We start from the raw sequence: 18,058 nt of genomic DNA on the forward strand, positions 1-18,058 counted from the left end.
GATGAAGGGCACCGTCGCGCCCGGGTACTCCGCCGTCGCGGACGCCTTCGCCGCGGTGCTCGCCGGGAGCCGTGCCGGCGTCGCGTTCTCGGTGGTCCGCGACGGGGAGGTGCTCGTCGAGCTGCACGGCGGGCTCGCCGACCCGGCCACCGGACGGCCCTGGGAGGCGGACACGGTCGCGGTGCTGTTCTCCGGCACCAAGGGTCTGACCGCGGCCGCCTGCGCGGCGGTGTCCGACCGGCTGGAGCCGGACGCTCCGGTGGCCCGGTACTGGCCGGAGTTCGCTGCGGGCGGCAAGGAGCGCGTGACCGTCGGCCAGGTGCTCTCGCACACCGCCGGGCTGCTGTACCCCGACCCCGAGCCGGTCGGGGCCGACCGGTGGGACGACCGGGCGTGCGCCGCGGTGCTCGCCCGGCAGGAGCCGCTGTGGGAGCCGGGCACGGCGGTCGCCTACCACCCGACGACCTACGGGGCGATGACCGCGGAGCTGCTGGCGCGGGTCACCGGGCGGGACCCCCGTGCGGTCGTGCGCGACCTGGTCGCGCAGGTCCCCGGTGCCCGGGTGTTCCTGGGTGCGGCCCCGCCGGGACCGGCGCGGATCGTGCGCGACCCGGACTACCGGATCTCGACGTTCCTCACCGACCCGCGGCGTCGACGACTCGTCGAACGGATGTACCGGATGCTGCTCGAGGAGCCGGACCTGCCGAACACGAGCGTCTACCACCGGTCCGGCGGTCTGGCCGGGGCCGGCCTGGCGAGCGCCCCGTCGATGGCCCGGTTCTACGCGGCGCTGTGCCCGTCGGGCCCGGCACCGGGGGTCTCCCCGGTACCGGCCGCGGCGCTGGCCCGGGCCACCCGGACCTGGTCGGAGGGGACCGACGCGGTCAACGACCGGCCGCTGCGGTTCGGCCTCGGCTTCGAGCTCGCCGACCCGATCGGGACCTACGGACCCGAGCCGGTCGCGTTCGGCCACTCCGGCGCGGGCGGCGGGCGGCACGGTGCCTGGCCCGAGCGGGGGCTCGGGTTCTCCTTCCTCACCAACGAGATGCGCGCCGAGGACGTCGACGACCGGGCGTCGAGCCTGCTGGCGGCGCTGCAGACCTGCGGGTGAGCTCCGACGCCGACGGGGCGCCCGCTGTGCGGACGCGCCCGTCGGTGCGGTCGTGGCGCGCTCAGGCGAAGTCGAGCACGTCCGCGGCGTCGAGGCGGGGCAGCCGCGGGTGCCAGGCGTCCGGGCCGGGGTGGCCCAGGTTGACCACGAGCAGCGCGCGGTGCCGGCCGCCGGGGAAGAACTCCCCGGTGACGGCGTCGGCGTCGAAGCCGGCCATCGGGCCGGTGGCGAGACCGTGCGCGCGGGCGGCGAGCAGGACGTAGCCGATCTGCAGCGAGGCGTTGAACCGCGCCATCGGCTCGCGGCCCTCACGGCCCTGGGACTCCAGGCCCTCGCGGAAGCCGGGCTTGACCGGGAACGTGGTGTCCGAGTGCTCGTGGAAGTCGAGGTCCGCGGCCAGGATCGCGATGACCGGGGCGGCCTCGGACTTGGCCCGGTTGCCCTCGGCGAGCAGCGGCAGCAGGCGCTGCTTCCCCTCGTCGCTGCGGACGAAGGTCACGCGCAGCGGCTGGGTGTTGGCCGCGGTCGGCGGCCACTGGGCCAGGTCCCACACCGCGCGGAGCGTCTCGTCGGTGACGGGCTCGTCGGTGAAGGTGTTGGCGGTGCGGGCCTCGGTGAACAGGGCGGCGCGGCCGGCCTCGTCGAGGCGGGGCAGGAGCACCGGGGAAGCGGTCTCGGCAGTCACAGAAGGTAGAGCGTTCAACGACCTCTCCGGTATTCCGCTCCCGGCGATGATCCGGATCACCCGGTGGCGTGGACGCCCCAGCGCAGCACCTGGGACTCGCCGGGGACGAGCTCGATCAGGTCGGTGCCCGAGTTCAGCGCGTCCGGCGGGCAGGTCATCGGCTCGACCGCGATCGCCCGCGACGGCGTCACCGCTCCGTCCGGGCCCTGGCGCGGGAAGTCCGACGGGGTGAAGACCTGCACCCAGCCGAACGCCGCGTCGGCCCACAGCTCGGTGCCGCCGCCGTCCCGGGACCCGACGCGGTGCCGGACCCGGCCGTCGGCGCCGCCGTCCGGGCCGTCGCCGGGGGTGCAGCCACCGAACGCGCTGTCCAGGACCAGCCCGGCGAGCCGGGTCCGGGAGACCGCGCCGTCCAGCGGCCGCGCCGGGCCGTCCGGGAGCTGGTCGCGCAGCGGCAGCTCGGTCCGGGCGGACAGGGTCAGCTCCAGCTCGTCGGTCGGCACGTCACCGACCCGCAGGTACGGGTGGAAGCCGAGGCCGAACGGGACGGGCGCGTCCCCGAGGTTCTCCACGACCGTGGTGACGGTGAGCCCGTCGCGGCCGACGGCGTAGGTCACCGTGACCCGCACCGGCTGCGGCCAGCCGGGCTGCACCGGCGCGACGGCGGTCAGCGTGATCCGGTCCCCCGCCCGCTCCACCGGGGTCCAGGTCACGTGCCGCAGCAGGCCGTGGATGGCGTTGCCGGCGTCCGGCTCGGTCAACGCGAGCTGCCTGCGGGTCCCGCGGTGGGTCCAGGCGCCGCCGCGGACCCGGTTCGGCCAGGGCGCGAGCACCGCGCCGGAGCCCTTCGGCGGGCGGGCCGTGGGCGGGTGCGGCTCGACCCGGACCCGGCCGCCCTGGGAGAAACCGGCCAGCGCCGCCCCGACCTCGTCGACCTCGGCCCGGGAGTCGCCGCTGACGATCACGAACCGTTCACCGCACGCGTCCACGTCGGTGAGTCTCCGTGATCGCTCCGCTCAGCCGGCCAGCGGGGTGGCGCGGGCGGTGTCGGCGTCGCCGACGACCTCGACCGGGGCGGGCGGCCCCAGCTCGGCGACGGTGAACTCGACACCCGCGTCGCGGGCGAGCCCGACGACGTGCTCGTGGTGGGTGAACAGCAGCACCTGCGCGGTGGCGGCCAGCTCCCCCAGCACGGCGACGGCGGCGGCGCCGCGCTCGTCGTCGAAGGTCATGAGGACGTCGTCGAACACGACCGGCACCGTCGGCAGCCCGGCGGCGACCCGGTCGGCCTGCAGCTGCTCGATCCCGGCCAGGCGCAGCGCGAGGTGCACCTGGTCGGCGGTGCCCTCCGAGAGCCGGGTCGGGGCGAGCTCCTCGCCGTCGGCGCGCACCGCGACCAGGCTGCGTCCGGTGCCGCCCGCCTCGGCCGGGGGCCGCAGCGCGACGAACCGGCCGCCGGTGAGGCGTTCGAGCACCACCCCGGCGCGGACCAGCAGCGGGGAGGCGTGGCTGCGCTCGTAGGCCTCCAGCTCGCGACGCAGGATCTCGCGCTGCAGGTGCAGCACCAGGTAGCGCTCCGCGGCGTCGGCGACGCCGGCCAGCTCGGACTGGGCGCGGGCGTACAGCTCCGCGGCACCCTCGGCCTCCTCCAGCTCGCGGCGTCGGGCCCGCAGCCCGCCCAGCTGCTCACGGACCTCGTCCTGCTCGGCCCCGAGCTCGCGCTCGTGGGCCTGCGCCCGGTCCAGCGCCTCGGTCAGCGCACCGGGCTCGGTGTCCGGGGCCGCCGCGACCAGTTCGTCGGCGTCGAGGTCGGGCGCGGCGGCGGCCAGCAGGCGCTCCTGCTCGGCGATGCGGGTGTCGAGCCCGGCGACGTGCGCGCCCCGCTGCACCGCGGCCTCCAGCCCGCCCGGCTCCGGGGCCTCGGTCAGCGCCAGCTCGACGGCGAGCCGGTCCAGCACCGCGGTCGCCGCGGCCGCGCTGCGGGCGGCACGGGCGGCGTCGTCCTCGGCGGCGGTGATGCCGTCGTCGAGATGGCCGGCCGACACCGCGGCCTTGGTGACCTCGCGGACGCGGTCGGCGAGCTCGCCGAGCCGGTCCGCGGACGCGGTACCGGTCGGTGCGGGCTCCAGGTGCCGCTCCACCAGCGCGACGACCGCCCGCCCGTGCGCGGCGACGGCGCGCTCCAGGCGGCGGGCCTGTTCGTCGTCCTGACGGGCGAGCGCCCCCGCGGTGCGGGCGTCGGCGACGGTGTCGCGGCGGGTGTCCCAGCCCGCGGGCTCGAGGTCGGTGGGCAGCCCGGCGCCGCGCAGCGCGAACCGCCAGCGCTGGGCGGCCAGCTCCCGTTCGTGGCGGGCGGCGTCGGCCGCTCCTCCGGCGCGTTCGGCCTCGCTGCGCAGCCGGGCCAGCAGCACCCGACGGTCGCGGGCGTGCTCGGCCTCGGTGGCGAGGTCGGCGGCCGCGACGAGCAGCACGTCCAGCGGGGCGCCGTCGCGTGGGCGCCCGGCCGCGGCGAGCGCGGAGCCCAGCGCCCGTTCCTGTACCTCGGCCTGGTCGCGCAGCCGGGCCAGGCGCTCGTCGGCGCGGGCGGCGTCGTCCTCGGCGCGGGCGGCCTCGGCCAGCGCGGCGACGACGGCGTCGGCGTCGTCCGGGTCCGGGACGGCGACGCCGTGCGCCCGCCACAGCGTCGCCCAGGCCGTGCCGGCGGCGGCGGTGCGCTCCCCGGCCGCAGCAGCGGCGGCCGCGGTCCGGGCGGCCTCGGCGTCGGCGGTGTCGAGCTCGGCGTCGCGGTGGGCCAGTTCGGCGACCCGGTCCGCGGAGGCGATCATGTCGTCGGCGACCCGGTCGGCCCCGGCGAGCGCGGCGGACAGCCTGCCCGCGGCCGCGGCGGCGCCGCCCGGCCCCGCGGCGAGCAGCTGCTCCAGCGCGGTGTCACGGGCGGCGCGGGCCGCGGCGAGCGCGTCCGCGCCGACCGGGCGGCCGTCGGCGGCCACCCCGTCGCGGGCGGCCCGGGCGCGGTGCGCGCGGTCCGCGGCGTCCGCGGCGGCCCGCTCGGCGCCGCGCTGGTCCTGCTCGGCGGTGCGCAGCGCGGCCCGCAGCTCCCGGACCTCGCGGCGCGGCGGGGCCAGCACACCGCGACCGTCGACGGCGGGGCCGTCGGGGGTGCCGCGGTACCCGGCCGCGGCGAGCGCCTCGGCGCGCCGGGTGCGGGCGCCGTCGCGGTCGGCGACGGCGGAGCGGCACAGCGCGGCGGCGGAGCCCTCGGCCTCGATCGCGCGGCGGACCTCGGCGACCCGGCCGACCCGGTCGGCGTCGAGACCGCCCGGGACGTCGGCCACCTCGCGGACCTCGGCGAGCGAGTCGGTGTGCAACCGCTCCGCACGGGTCTGCTCCGCGATCGCCTCGGTGAGGCGGCGGGCGTGCTCGTCGAGGTCGCGGGCCCGGTCGGCCGGCAGGTGGACGGCGGCGAGCCGGTCGGCGGGACTGCGCCCGTCCTCGGCGACCAGCCCGGCCAACGCGGTCTCCGCGCGGCGGTGGGCCTCGGCGGCGTCGGCGCGCAGCCGGGCCGCCCGCTCGGCGTCGCCGCGGCGGGCCTGCGCGGCGGACTCCAGCTCGCGGACCCGGGTGGCGTCGGCGAGCAGGTCCTCGTCGAGGTCGAGCTCGGCGCGGCGGGCCCGCAGTGCGTCGGCGGTGGCACGGTGCTCGTCGCGGGCGGTCTCGGCGTCGGCCAGCGCGGCGGTGGCGCGGGTGTACTCCTCCAGCGAGGCCGCGTCGAGGGCGGCGCCGGTCGCGCACAGGGCGGCGCGTTCGGCGCGCAGCGCGGCCAGCTCCCGGGCCGGGTCCTGGCCGCGGACGGCCTGCCGGGCCCGGTCCGCCGCCCCCGCCGCCGCGCGACGGGTGCGGGTCAGCTCCGCGGCGCGGCGTTCCAGACGGGCGATCTCCTCGGCCAGCGCCGTCACCTCACCGGCCCGCGACACCCGCTCCCCCACGGCCTTCTCGGTCTCGGTGAACCGGGCGAACGCCGCGCGCACCTCGACCGACCGGTTACCCCGGTGGTCCTTGAACAGGGCGTCGGCCTCGGTGTCCAGCGCGGCGATCAGGGCGCGGGCGTCGCGGCCGCTGCGGGCGGTGAACACCAGCTCGGCGAGGTCCCCCTCCCCCGCGCACAGTGCCCGGCCGCCCTCGCGCAGCTCCTCGTGGCCGAGCCCGAACCCCTCCCGCCAGCGGCGCCGGGCGTCGGCACCGGACTCACCCCAGGGCGGGTCGGCGACGGCGCCGGTGTCGTCGTGCAGGCCGCGGGTGGTGCGGCGGAGCACGGTCTCAGCCCCCGCAGCGGCGACCCGGGCCGAGACGGCCAGCCGCGACGGGCCGACGGCGTAGGCGTGGCGCACCGGGCGGGGCATCCCCCACAGCAGGTCGGACAGGGCGTCGAGCAGGGTGGTCTTGCCGGCCTCGTTGGGGCCGGACACGATCGTCAGACCGTCGCCGAGGGTCAGCTCGCGGCCCTCGTAGGCGCCGTAGCGCTCCAGGACCAGGGTCCGCAGCCGCGCGGTCGTGCTCACGACCCGGCCATCCGGGCCAGCAGCTGCTGCTCGGCCTGGCGGGCCAGCGCGGCGAGGCGCTCGTCGTCGCGCAGGTCCAGCAGTCCCGCCTCGCGCAGCCGGCGGCCGACCTCGCGTTCCAGCGGGGCGGCGAGCTCGCGGATGCGGTCCGGCTCGGCGGCCAGACCGGCCGCGGCGGCGGACACCGCGGCGGTCAGCTCCGGGTCGACGGCGAGCGCCCCGGCGGGCGGGCGGGTGCGGTTGCGGACCTTCTCCAGCACCGCGCCGCAGCGCTCGGCGAGCAGCTCCAGCTCGGTGCGGACCCCCTCGGCGGAGGTGAGGTCCGCGGCGGCCGGCCCGGCCCCGTGCAGCGTCACCTGGGCGACGACGGTGCGCGGCGCGGCGGCGGCGCACCGCTCGCGCAGCGCGGACTCGACGGCCTCGTAGACCTCGTCCGCGCCGCCGAGTCCGGCGATGTCGACCTCGACGAGCTCCCAGCGGGCGACGTCGAGGACCAGCGGGGTGACCGTCGCCCACCGCTCGGGGGCCGCGTCGACGAGCAGGGCGCCCTTCGCGCCGCGCTCCTGCGGGTGGCGGCCCTGCAGGTTCCCGGAGAACCAGGCCGGGTGCGGGCCGTCGCAGACGGCGCGCTGCTCGTGCACGTGGCCGAGGGCGAAGTACTCGTAGCCGCAGCCGGACAGGTCCTCGGGGCGGCAGGGGGCGTAGGTGTCGTGTCGGTCGTCGCCCTGCACCGAGGTGTGCAGCATGCCGACGTTGACCAGGCCGGGGATCCGGTCGGGGTAGGCGGGGACGAGGTTCTCCAGCACCGCGCGGCGGGCGAAGCCCTGGCCGTGCACGGCCAGGCCGAGGTCGTCGTCGACGACGGTCTCGGGCGCGTCCACCGAGAGCCGGTGGGTATTGGGCGGCAGCCGCAGCGACCGGGTGATCTCGGACTCGGCGTCGTGGTTGCCGCTGATGAGGAACACCGGGATGCCCTCGTCGTGCAGCCGCGAGAGCTGCCGGACGAAGAACGCGCCGGTCGCGTAGTCCTTCCAGTCGCCGTCGTAGACGTCACCGGGCAGCACGAGCGCCTCGGCCCGGGAGTCGACGACCGCATCGACGAGGTTCTCGCAGGCCCGCCGGGTCGCCGCGCGCAGCGTCGTGGCGAGCCCGGAGTCGCCGAGCCGCGACAGGCCGCGCAGCGGGCTGTCGAGGTGCAGGTCGGCGGCGTGCACGAAGCGCACGGAGGAACTCCCGGAGCGGTCGGGTACGGGGAACCGCCGAGTCTAGGACGGGGCCCCCACCGTTCCCCGCCGCGACACCGCCCGCCCGCTCACCGATGACGACACCGCAGGTCACGTGGGGCGGACCACACAGCGGTGCCGGTCACGTTCCGGTGTCCGGACGATGGCCCGTGGGTGGATCCTGGGCGTCCGATCCCGAGAGAGAGCCGCGAGGTCGAGCCCGATGATCCAGCTCTGCGAGCGCTGCTACGCCCCCGTCGACGCCGCGACCGAACGCGTCTACCGGTTGTCCCACATCGAGTCGGCCGACGCGGCCGGCGAGGTGACCTGGCGCGAGGCCGTCGTGCATGTCGCGGCGTGCGTCCCCGCGGGCACCGTCGTCCCGGCCGGGCGGTGGGCCGCGTGATCCGGGACGCGCTGTGCGAGCGCTGCCTCAACCCGATCGACCCGACCCGCGAGCCGCTGCGGATGTGCACCCACGGCGGCACCGCGGCCGACGGCGGACCGGCCCGCAGCTTCGTGCACGCCCTGCCGTGCGTGCGCCCGGACACCGGTGACTGGGACCGCGGGCGTCGTGGCCTGTCACCGGCCGCGGTGCGGCACGCCGCGGCCCGCGCCGACCACCGCTGACCCGGCGCTCACCCGTCCCGGTGGGGGTCGCCCTCCTGGTAGACGTCCGGCACCCCGTCACCGTCGGCGTCACGCGTCTCGATCTGCTCGATCCGCCGGTAGTGGGCGTTGCGGGCGCGCAACACCACGGTGGCGAGCAGGGCCGCGAGCAGTGAACCGGCCAGCACACCGATCTTGACGTGGTCGTCCTGCGGGGTTCCGGTCCCGAAGGCCAGCTCGCCGACCAGCAGGGACACGGTGAACCCGATCCCGGCGAGCTGGGCGAGGCCGAGCAGGTCCCACCAGGACAGGTCGTCGGACAGCCGGGCCCGGGTGAACCGCTGCACGAGCCAGGTCGCGCCGAGCACACCGACGGTCTTGCCGAGCACCAGGCCGGCGACGATGCCGAGGGTGACGGTGTCGAGCAGGGCGCCGCCGATCCCCCCGCCCTCGCCACCGACGACGGTGACCCCGGCGGCGAAGAACGCGAACACCGGTACCGCGAACCCGGCCGACAACGGGCGCCAGCGGTGCTCGAAGTGCTCCGACAGCGACACCCCGTGCACCCGGCGACGCCCCAGGACCGGCACCGCGAACCCGAGCAGGACCCCGGCGACGGTGGCGTGCACCCCCGACTCGTGGACCAGTACCCAGGTGACCGCGGCGAGCGGCAGCAGCACCCACCAGGAACGGATCCCGCGCTGCACCGCGAGGGTGAACAGCGCGAGCGGTACGAGGGCACCGAGCAGCGCGGGCACCGACAGCTGGTCGGTGTAGAAGACCGCGATGATCGTGATGGCCAGCAGGTCGTCGACGACGGCGAGGGTCAGCAGGAAGGTCCGCAGCGCGGTCGGCAGGTGCGTCCCGATGACGGCGAGCACCGCGAGCGCGAACGCGATGTCGGTGGCTGTCGGGATCGCCCAGCCGACCAGCGCGTCGGGGTTCGCGAGGTTGATCGCGACATAGATCAGCGCGGGCACCGCCATGCCGCCGACGGCCGCCGCCACCGGCAGCAACGCCGTGCGCGGGTCGCGCAGGTCCCCGGCCAGGAACTCGCGTTTGAGCTCCAGCCCGACGACGAAGAAGAAGATCGCGAGCAGACCGTCGGCGGCCCAGGTCGCGAGCGACAGGTCCAGATGCAGCGCGGCGGGCCCGACGGTGAACCCGGCGAGCGCGGTGTAGGCGTCGCGCCAGGGCGAGTTGGCGAACAGCAGCGCGACCGCGGCCGCGATGACGAGCAGGACGCCCCCGACGGTCTCGGTGCGCAGCACGTCGGCGACGCGACGGGCCTGCGCCCACGAGCCGCGGGAGAACAGGCGACGGGAGGCGGGGGTGGTGTTCACGGGGCTCCGGGAAGGTCGGGAGGGCAGGGGACAGCGCTCGCCGACCAGACTTCCCGGCACACCGCACGAGACCTTAACGGTCCCGGGCCCCCGCGTCAGCCCGTTCGAGGCGCTCGCCACCCCCGCACCGGATGCCCGGGGGCGGCCCCCTCGTGCCGTCCCCGGGCATCAGGATCGCGTCAGGACCCGGCCCGTCGGTGTCGCCGCGGGCGCACGATGACGCGATGAGCGACATCGCCGGGTGGGTGCTGATCCTGGTCTACCTCCTGCTGGCCGTGGCGGCGGCCAGGGCCGTGCTCGTGGGCCCGCGCCGTCAGCCCAGCGCGGCGGCGGCCGCGGCGAGACCGCGGATCCGGTCGAACTCCCCCGCGGCGACGGCGTCGGCCGGGGTGAGCCAGGAGCCCCCGACACAGGAGACGTTGGGCAGCGCCAGGTAGCCCGGTGCCGAGTCGACGGTGATCCCACCGGTCGGGCAGAACCGCAGGTCCGGCAGCGGCCCGGCGACCGATGCCAGGAACGGGCGCCCGCCCGCGGCCTCGGCGGGGAAGAACTTGCAGGCGGTGTGGCCGCGCTCGGCGACGGCCATCATCTCCGAGATCGTCGCGGTACCGGGGAGGAAGTCCAGCCCGGAGTCCTCCATCGCGTCGAGCAGCCGCGGCGTCGCACCGGGGCTGACCAGGAAGCGGGCGCCCGCGTCGACCGAGGCGCGGACGTCGTCGGGGGTGCGGACGGTCCCGGTGCCGACGACGGCGTCGGGCACCTCGGCCGCGATCCGGCGGACGGCCTCGAGCGCGGCCGGGGTCCGCAGGGTCACCTCGATGACCGGCAGCCCGCCGTCCACCAGGGCACGGGCGAGCGGGACGGCCGTCGCGGCGTCGTGCAGCACGACGACGGGGACGACGGGGGCCAGCTCCAGCAGCTTCTCGCTCATGGTTCCTCTCGGACGGGACGGTCTCTCAACCGGTCCCTCAGTGGGGCAGGACGACGGTCGCACCGGTGTCGGCGGGTCCGACCGCGGCGCGGAACGCCGCGAACAGCTCACGTCCGGTGCCCGTCGTCGGGCCGGACGGGCCGGCGGGCCGGGCGGGCTCGCGGGCGTCGACCTCGTCGGCGTCGACCAGCAGGGACAGGGTGCCGTTCAGGGTGTCCAGGCGTACCAGGTCGCCGTCGCGCACGTTCTGCAGCGGTCCGCCCTGCGCGGCCTCCGGGGTGACGTGCAGCGCGGCGGGAACCTTGCCCGAGGCGCCGGACATGCGGCCGTCGGTGACGATCGCGACCTGGTGCCCGCGGTCCTGCAGCAGCCCCAGCGCGGGTGTCAGCTTGTGCAGCTCGGGCATACCGTTGGCGCGCGGTCCCTGGTACCGGACGACGGCGACCAGGTCACGCCCGTCGAGCTCGCCCGCGGCGAACGCGGCCAGCAGGTCGTCCTGGTCGTCGAAGACCACGGCCGGTGCCTCGACGACGCGGTGGTCGGGCTCGACGGCGGAGGTCTTGACCACCGAGCGGCCCAGGTTGCCGTGCAGCACGCGCAGCCCGCCGTCCGGGGAGAACGGGTCGGCGACCGAACGCAGCACCGACTTGTCCAGGCTCTCCGTGGTGCCCTCACGCCACACGAGGGTGTCCCCGTCGAGGAAGGGCTCGCGGGTGTAGCGGGACAGGCCGGGACCGTCGACCGTGCGGACGTCGTCGTGGGCCAGGCCGTGGTCGAGCAGCTCGCGGATGAGTAACTGCATCCCGCCGGCGGCGTGGAAGTGGTTCACGTCCGCCGTGCCGTTGGGGTAGATCCGGGCCAGCAGCGGCACGACGGTGGACAGGTCCGAGAAGTCGTCCCAGGTGATCTGCACGCCCGCGGCGGCGGCCATCGCGACCAGGTGCATCGTGTGGTTGGTGGATCCGCCGGTGGCCAGCAGCGCGACGATCCCGTTGACCACGGCCTTCTCGTCGACGACCGCACCCATCGCCTTGTCCGGGTCACCCGCGGCGTCGAGCGCGCGGCGGGCGACCTCGTCGGTCAGGGCGTCGCGCAGCGCGGTGCCGGGGTTGACGAACGACGACCCCGGCAGCTGCAGGCCCATGACCTCCATCAGCAGCTGGTTGGAGTTCGCGGTGCCGAAGAAGGTGCATGTCCCCGGGCCGTGGTAGCTGGCCGACTCCGCCTCGAGCAGCTCGGCGCGGTCGGCCTCGCCCGCGGCGAACGCCTGCCGGACGCGGGCCTTCTCCTTGTTCGGCAGGCCCGAGGTCATCGGACCGGCGGGTGCGAGCAGCACCGGCAGGTGCCCGAACGACAGCGCGCCCATCACCAGCCCGGGGACGATCTTGTCGCAGACCCCGAGCAGCACCGCGGCGTCGAACATGTCGTGGCTCAGCGCGACGGCGGTGGACAAAGCGATGACATCGCGGGAGAACAGCGACAGCTCCATGCCGGCGCGGCCCTGGGTGATGCCGTCGCACATGGCCGGGACCCCGCCGGCGACCTGGGCGATCCCGCCCGCGGCACGGGCCGCGGCCTTGATCCGCCCGGGGTAGGTCTCGAACGGCTGGTGGGCCGAGAGCATGTCGTTGTAGGCGGTGACGATGCCGATGTTGCGGGCGGGCGACGCGGTGAGGGTCAGCTTGTCCGGCCCGCACGCGGCGACCGCGTGGGCGAGGTTGGCGCAGCCGAGGTCGGCGCGGCCGGGGCCGGCGGCGGGCCCCGCGGCGGCGGCCGCGCGGATGCGCTCGAGGTAGGCGGCGCGGGTGGTGGCCGAGCGGGCGGTCACCCGTCGGGTGACGGCGTCGACGACGGGGTGCAGCGGCACGGAAGCGGTCACGGTACGTCGATCTCCAGGTGGTGGGGTGCGTGGCGAACCGTTCGATAAGCACTCTACCGACTGACTTATGTACTCACAAGACGTTAGTGAGACCCGATCAGCGTTTCACCAGGTCGAAGCCCTGTGGTTCACTGGACGAATGCGAGGACGCACCCCGACCAGCGCGCCCGCCACGGCGGGCGAGATCTTCCGGCTGGTCCGGGACGGCGTGGCCGGGACCCGGACCGAGATCGGTCGCGAGACCGGCCTGTCCCGGACCGCGGTCGCCGCGCGCGTCGACCGGCTGCTCGCCGACGGCCTGGTCACCGAGGTGGTCGGCGCCGCCGCGACCGGCGGACGGCCCGCCGCGCGCCTGGAGTTCAACGCCGCGGGCGGCACCGTGCTGGCGCTGTCGGTCGGCGTCAGCCGGTCCAAGGCCGCCGTGTGCGACCTGTCCGGCGCCGTGCTCGCCGAGGAGGTCGTGGACATCCCCGCCTCCGCCGGGCCGGAGCACCTGCTCTCCGAGGCGGTCATCCGGCTGGAGAAGCTGCTGCTCACCGCCGGGGTCGACGACGCCACGATCCGCGGCATCGGGTTGTCGATCCCCGGCACCGTCGACGGCGCGCGCGGCTGGTCGGTGGGTGTCCCCGCGCTGCCCGGCTGGGAGCGGATCGCGCTGCCGCCGCTGCTCACCGCCCGCTTCCCCGCCCCGGTGCTGGTCGACAACGACGTGAACGTCATGGCCCTGGCCGAGCACGACGCCCACCCCGACGTCGACGACCTGCTGATGGTCAAGATCGGCTCCGGGGTCGGCGCCGGGCTCGTCTGCGGCGGGGTGCTGCAGCGCGGCGCCTGGGGCGCGGCCGGCGAGATCGGGCACACCCCGGTCCACGACGGGCCGGGCATCGGCTGCGGCTGCGGAAACATCGACTGCCTGGAGGTGCTGGCCTCGGGCCGCGCCCTGGTGCGCGACCTCGCCGAGTGCGGGCAACCGGTCACCGCGATCGCCGACGTCGTCGCCCTGGTCAAACAGGGCGACCCGGACGCGGTGCGGCTGGTGCGCATCGCCGGGCGCCGGCTCGGCGAGGTCCTCGCCGCCGCGGTGAACCTGGTCAACCCCGCGCTGGTCGCGATCGGCGGGGACCTGGTCGGGGCGTTCGACCCACTCGTCGCGGGCGTGCGGGAGGCGATCTACCGGCGCTCGATGGCCGCGGCCACCCAGAACCTGCGCATCGAGCCGGGACTGCTCAGCGGGCGGTCGGGCGTGATGGGCTGCGCGATCCTGGTGCTCGACGAGGTGCTCTCCCCCGGCTCCGTCGACACCGCCCTGTCGGCCTGAGCCGCTCAGCGGTGCGGCGCGCGGAGCAGGTCGAACCGCATCGTGCGCGACAGCGTGAACCCCATCGCCTCGTAGAGCCGGATCGCGCCGCGGTTGTCCGCGGCCGCGTGCAGCACCGGGCGCTCGCCGCGGGCGACGATCCCGGCGGCGACGGCGTCGACCAGGCGACGGGCCAGCCCCCGGCCCCGGAACTCCGGGGCGGTGCAGACAGCGCTGATCTCGGTCGCCCCGGCGGCGCCGTCGCCGCCGATGCGCATGCGCTCCCCCGCCATCGCGACCAGCCGGCCGTCGTGGCGGACGCCGAGGTAGCGGCCCAGCTCGGCGGTGCGCGCCAGCCAGGGCCCGGGCCGGGTACGGCCGGTCAGCTCCGCCATCTCCGCCCGGTCCGACGGTCCCAGCTCGACGAGGTCGTCCGCGGCCGCACCCGGCACCGCGCCGCCGTCCATCTGCACCCCGGGGAACGCGCGCAGCAGCTCCCAGCCCGCCGGGATCCGCGGCGGCCCGGCGGCGGCGCGCACCACCACGACCTCGCTGCCCGGCGCGCAGAGCGCCGCGAGGTCGGCCCAGTCCCCGGCGCTGCCGTGCCCGTCGGCGTCGAGCGGGAGCGCCGCGAAGGGCGACACCTCCGGGTCGAAGCGCGCCGCGGCACCGCGGGTCGCGCCGAAGCCGGCCAGCCGCCCGCGCAGGGCGGAGGCCACCGGGTCGGTCAGGGCGGTGTCGAGGCGGTCGGGGGCGTCGGGCACGGCCGTCATCGTGCCCCGGCGCCCCGGCCACCCGGCGCAGGGGTCGGCTACCGTGCCCGCGCCCCCGGCCGCCACCTGCCGCGGGATCCGTCCCGACCATGCCACCGACCACGCACCAGTACGTCCGGAGCTGCCATGTCCACCGTCGCCGACGCCTTCGCCACCCGTCACGGGGCGGCCCCGACCGGGGTCTGGTTCGCCCCCGGGCGGGTCAACCTGATCGGCGAGCACACCGACTACAACGACGGCTTCGTGCTGCCCTTCGCGCTGCCGCACCGGGCCGTCGTCGCCGCGGCGCCCGCGGCCGGGGGCCGCAGCCGGGTCCGGTCGGTGCAGGAGCCGGGCGCCCCGGTGGAGTTCTCCGCGGCCTCCGTGGTGCCCGGCGAGGTGCCCGGCTGGGCGGCCTACGTGGCCGGGACCTGCTGGGCGTTCCGCGAGGCCGGCTACCCGGTGGGCGAGGTGGAGCTGGAGCTGGACTCCGACGTGCCGGTCGGGGCCGGGCTGTCGTCGTCGGCGGCGGTGGAGTGCGCGGTCGGCGTCGCGCTCGCCGGGCTCGCCGGGGCCGACGTCGACCCGACCACGCTGGCCCGGATCGCGCGGCGCGCGGAGAACGAGTTCGTCGGCGCCCCCACGGGCGGCATGGACCAGATGGCCTCGATGCACGGGCGCGCCGGCCGGCTGGTGTTCCTCGACACCCGCGGCGACACCGTCGAGCTGGTCCCCTTCGACCTGCCGGCGCACGACCTGGAGCTGCTGGTCGTCGACACCCGGGCGCCGCACGCGCACGCCTCGGGCGAGTACGGCGCCCGGCGCGCCGACTGCGAGGCCGCGGCCGCCGCCCTCGGCGTCCCGGCCCTGCGGGACGCGGGCCCGGACGACCTGCCCCGGATCGCCGACGAGCGGATCCGGCGCCGGGCCCGGCACATCGTGACCGAGAACGCCCGGGTCGTCGAGACCGTGCGGCTGCTGTCGGGCGGCGCGGACCCGCGGGCGATCGGGCCGCTGCTCGACGCCTCGCACACCTCGATGCGCGACGACTTCGAGATCACCGTCCCGCACGTCGACGTGGCCGTCGAGGCGGCCCGCGACGGCGGCGCGACCGGGGCGCGGATGACCGGCGGCGGCTTCGGCGGCTGCGTGATCGCGCTGGTCGAGGCCGACGGGACGGCCGCGGTCACCGCCTCGGTGCGGGAGGCCTTCGCGCAGCGCGGCTGGGCCGAGCCGGTCGTGTTCCCGGGCACGCCGTCGGACGGGGCGGGCCGGCTGGCCTGACCGAGGCCCTTCCGCCTTTCGCGAGCGGAACGGAATCGGTACAGTACGGAAGTGCCCGTCACGCGGGCCCTGGCACCGCTCGACCCGCACCCGTTCGCTTACCGAGGAGACGGCTCGTGCCGCACCCCCTTCCCGTCATGGACCCCGCCGACGTCGTCGTGTTCGGCGGCACCGGCGATCTCGCGATGCGCAAGCTGCTGCCCGCGCTCTACCTCCGCGACCGCGACGGCCAGCTCGCCGACGACACCCGCATCGTCGCCGTGTCCCGATCCGGGCTCGACGACCCCGGCTACCGCGACAAGGTCGACTCCGAGCTGCGGCGCACCGCGCCGCGCTGGGCCGGCCCCGACGCCTGCGCCGACGACGCGCAGCACCACCGCTTCCTGGACCGGCTGCACCACGTGACCCTCGACGTCGCCGACGACGACTGGTCGCTGCTGTCGGAGCTGATCGGGGCACCCTCCCCGAGGCGCACCCGGGTGCTCTACCTCGCCTCCGCCCCGCAGCTGTTCGGGCGGATCTGCGTCGGCAGCGCGGCCGCCGGCATCGTCGACGACCGCACCCGCGTCGTGCTGGAGAAGCCGCTGGGCACCGACCTGGCCTCGGCGCAGGCGATCAACGACGAGGTCGGCTCGGTCTTCGCCGAGGAGCAGATCTACCGGATCGACCACTACCTCGGGAAGGAGACGGTGCAGAACCTGCTGGTCCTGCGCTTCGGCAACTCCCTGTTCGAGCCGCTGTGGAACGCCTCGCAGATCGACCACGTGCAGATCACCGTCGCCGAGTCGATCGGCGTCGGGAACCGCGCCGACTACTACGACGGCTCCGGCGCGCTGCGCGACATGGTGCAGAACCACCTGCTGCAGCTGCTGTGCCTGGTCGCGATGGAGCCGCCGGCCAAGATCGACGGCGAGGGCGTGCGCGACGAGAAGCTCAAGGTCCTGCAGTCGCTGCGGCCGCTCGACGGCCCGGACGTCGTACGCGACACCGTGCGCGGGCAGTACGCCGAGGGCCTCGTCGACGGCACCGCCGTGCCCGGCTACGCCACCGAGCTGGCCGAGTCCCGCGCCGGGACCCCGCGGGAGCGGGAGCGGTCCTCCACCGAGACCTTCGTGGCGCTGCGCGCCGAGGTCGCCAACTGGCGCTGGGCCGGGGTGCCGTTCTACCTGCGCACCGGCAAGCGACTGGCGACGCACGCGTCGGAGATCGTGGTGCAGTTCAAGCCGGTCCCGCACTCGATCTTCCCGGCGTTCGGCGAGGAGATCCCGGCCAACCGGCTCGTCCTGCGGCTGCAGCCCGACGAGGGCGTCCGCCTGCACATGACGGCCAAGCAGCCCGGCCCCGGCGGCATCCGCCCGATCCCGGCGCCGCTGGACCTGAGCTTCGCCCGCACCTTCGGCGACCGGCTGCCCGACGCCTACGAGCGGCTGCTCATGGACGTGCTGCGCGGCAACCCGACGCTGTTCATGCGCCGCGACGAGATCGAGGCCGCGTGGCGCTGGGCCGAGCCGATCCTGCGGACCTGGGAGGCCACCGACCAGCGGCCCCGCCCCTACTCCGCGGGCAGTCACGGCCCGGCCTCGGCCACCGCGCTGATCGAGCGCGACGGCCGGGCCTGGCACGAGGACTACTGAGCCGGGTTCAGCCCCCGATCCGCCCCAGGGCGAACGTGGTGGCGGCGGTCCGGTCGCTCGCGTAGCGGTAGTGGCCGCCGCCGCTCGCCCCGCGCTGGCAGAAGTTGTCGGTGGCGTTGCAGTAGGAGCGGATCGACGAGGCGTAGGCCGACAGCGCGCCGCGGGAGCGCGGGAACACGCCGTTGCGGGCCGCGGAGTAGCTGCCGGTGTTGTAGCTCTCACGGCCGTTGAACGTCGGGTCGCCGAACAGCACCACCGCCGGGATGCGGTCGGCTCCGGGGACGCCACCGCCGGCCAGGGTGTCCCCGACGACCTGGGCGCCCTGCGGGTACCCGATCAGCACGAACCGGGTGGACGGGCACTGCGACGACGTCGACGACAGGCGGCTGCGCAGCGCGGACACCCCCTGGCGCACGCTGCTCGCGTAGTTGCTCAGCGTCGCCGGGTAGACCAGGTCATGGGTCCGGACGGTCTGCGTCGACCGTGACCGGATCGACGACGCCAGCGGACCGGCGATGCTGCCGCCGCCCTGGGCCTCGGTGCTGCCGCGTACGGCGATCGTCTCGATCTGTGGGCACCCGCTCGGCGGGGCGGGTGCGGCGCCCGCCGTGGGGGCGGCGACGACGCCCGCCAGCGCGATGCCGGCCACGGCCGCGATCACGGTGACGACACTCCCGATGTGCACGGCTTTCCCCTTCCTACACGGATCCGATCCACCGATCGGGCGTATCAAGTGGGCCATGCGCAGACG

At 76.3% G+C, this 18,058-nt stretch carries 15 protein-coding genes; 6 read left to right on the forward strand and 9 right to left on the reverse strand.

The genetic code is table 11. From position 1 onward, the window contains the following. Position 1 precedes the first annotated feature (1 nt). Positions 2-1,111 carry a serine hydrolase domain-containing protein gene (locus ATL51_RS05075; RefSeq protein WP_100877822.1) on the forward strand — a complete coding sequence of 370 codons (1,110 nt, stop codon included), beginning with the start codon at positions 2-4 and terminating at the stop codon, positions 1,109-1,111. Between the two features lie 61 nt (positions 1,112-1,172). On the opposite strand, the gene ATL51_RS05080 is transcribed toward ATL51_RS05075, so the two are convergent. The 4 genes from ATL51_RS05080 to ATL51_RS05095 form a co-directional block, all read right to left on the reverse strand. Then, a complete protein-coding gene (locus ATL51_RS05080) occupies positions 1,173-1,772 on the reverse strand; it encodes a malonic semialdehyde reductase (protein ID WP_073574955.1) in 600 nt (199 codons plus the stop codon). A gap of 80 nt (positions 1,773-1,852) precedes the next feature. Next, entirely contained in the window at positions 1,853-2,785 is a 933-nt protein-coding gene (locus ATL51_RS05085; RefSeq protein ID WP_100877823.1) for an aldose 1-epimerase family protein, read from the reverse strand. A gap of 27 nt (positions 2,786-2,812) precedes the next feature. Continuing rightward, complete coding sequence (locus ATL51_RS05090) at positions 2,813-6,355, reverse strand: AAA family ATPase (RefSeq protein ID WP_100877824.1); 3,543 nt, start codon at positions 6,353-6,355, stop codon at positions 2,813-2,815. Then, the gene (locus tag ATL51_RS05095) at positions 6,352-7,578 is read right to left on the reverse strand and encodes a metallophosphoesterase family protein (protein ID WP_073574958.1); all 1,227 of its coding nucleotides are present in this window, start codon (positions 7,576-7,578) and stop codon (positions 6,352-6,354) included. The genes ATL51_RS05090 and ATL51_RS05095 overlap by 4 nt, the downstream gene beginning before the upstream one ends. Positions 7,579-7,801: 223 nt before the next feature. Between ATL51_RS05095 and ATL51_RS05100 the strand changes: the two genes are divergently transcribed. Both ATL51_RS05100 and ATL51_RS05105 read left to right on the forward strand, forming a co-directional pair. After that, a complete protein-coding gene (locus ATL51_RS05100) occupies positions 7,802-7,984 on the forward strand; it encodes a hypothetical protein (protein ID WP_062394822.1) in 183 nt (60 codons plus the stop codon). Beyond that, positions 7,981-8,208, forward strand: a complete 228-nt coding sequence (locus ATL51_RS05105) for a hypothetical protein (RefSeq protein WP_139282747.1) — start codon at positions 7,981-7,983, stop codon at positions 8,206-8,208. Before ATL51_RS05100 ends, ATL51_RS05105 begins: the two co-directional genes overlap by 4 nt. An 8-nt stretch (positions 8,209-8,216) precedes the next feature. Here ATL51_RS05105 and nhaA read toward each other — a convergent pair whose 3' ends face one another. The 3 genes from nhaA to edd form a co-directional block, all read right to left on the reverse strand. Beyond that, positions 8,217-9,530 carry a Na+/H+ antiporter NhaA gene (gene nhaA / locus ATL51_RS05110; RefSeq protein WP_073574960.1) on the reverse strand — a complete coding sequence of 438 codons (1,314 nt, stop codon included), beginning with the start codon at positions 9,528-9,530 and terminating at the stop codon, positions 8,217-8,219. Between the two features lie 313 nt (positions 9,531-9,843). Further along, positions 9,844-10,461, reverse strand: coding sequence for a bifunctional 4-hydroxy-2-oxoglutarate aldolase/2-dehydro-3-deoxy-phosphogluconate aldolase (gene eda, locus ATL51_RS05115; RefSeq protein ID WP_100877825.1), 618 nt, complete (start codon positions 10,459-10,461; stop codon positions 9,844-9,846). 37 nt (positions 10,462-10,498) lie between these two features. After that, positions 10,499-12,340: a phosphogluconate dehydratase gene (gene edd / locus ATL51_RS05120; protein ID WP_100877826.1), complete on the reverse strand. Its 1,842-nt coding sequence runs from the start codon at positions 12,338-12,340 to the stop codon at positions 10,499-10,501. Between the two features lie 139 nt (positions 12,341-12,479). Between edd and ATL51_RS05125 the strand changes: the two genes are divergently transcribed. Next, positions 12,480-13,658: an ROK family transcriptional regulator gene (locus tag ATL51_RS05125; protein WP_100877827.1), complete on the forward strand. Its 1,179-nt coding sequence runs from the start codon at positions 12,480-12,482 to the stop codon at positions 13,656-13,658. A gap of 5 nt (positions 13,659-13,663) precedes the next feature. Here the strand turns inward: ATL51_RS05125 and ATL51_RS05130 are convergent, their stop codons facing one another. Continuing rightward, positions 13,664-14,401, reverse strand: coding sequence for a GNAT family N-acetyltransferase (locus ATL51_RS05130; protein ID WP_253067599.1), 738 nt, complete (start codon positions 14,399-14,401; stop codon positions 13,664-13,666). Between the two features lie 135 nt (positions 14,402-14,536). On the opposite strand from ATL51_RS05130, the gene galK reads away from it, so the two are divergent. Then, positions 14,537-15,673, forward strand: a complete 1,137-nt coding sequence (gene galK, locus ATL51_RS05135; RefSeq protein ID WP_100877829.1) for a galactokinase — start codon at positions 14,537-14,539, stop codon at positions 15,671-15,673. A gap of 116 nt (positions 15,674-15,789) precedes the next feature. Continuing rightward, a complete protein-coding gene (gene zwf / locus ATL51_RS05140) occupies positions 15,790-17,307 on the forward strand; it encodes a glucose-6-phosphate dehydrogenase (protein ID WP_208622921.1) in 1,518 nt (505 codons plus the stop codon). 7 nt (positions 17,308-17,314) lie between these two features. On the opposite strand, the gene ATL51_RS05145 is transcribed toward zwf, so the two are convergent. Continuing rightward, a complete protein-coding gene (locus ATL51_RS05145) occupies positions 17,315-17,992 on the reverse strand; it encodes a cutinase family protein (RefSeq protein WP_157818227.1) in 678 nt (225 codons plus the stop codon). Between the last annotated feature and the right edge of the window lie 66 nt (positions 17,993-18,058).

Origin of the sequence: Pseudonocardia alni, assembly GCF_002813375.1 — a bacterium.
Classification (GTDB): domain Bacteria; phylum Actinomycetota; class Actinomycetes; order Mycobacteriales; family Pseudonocardiaceae; genus Pseudonocardia; species Pseudonocardia alni.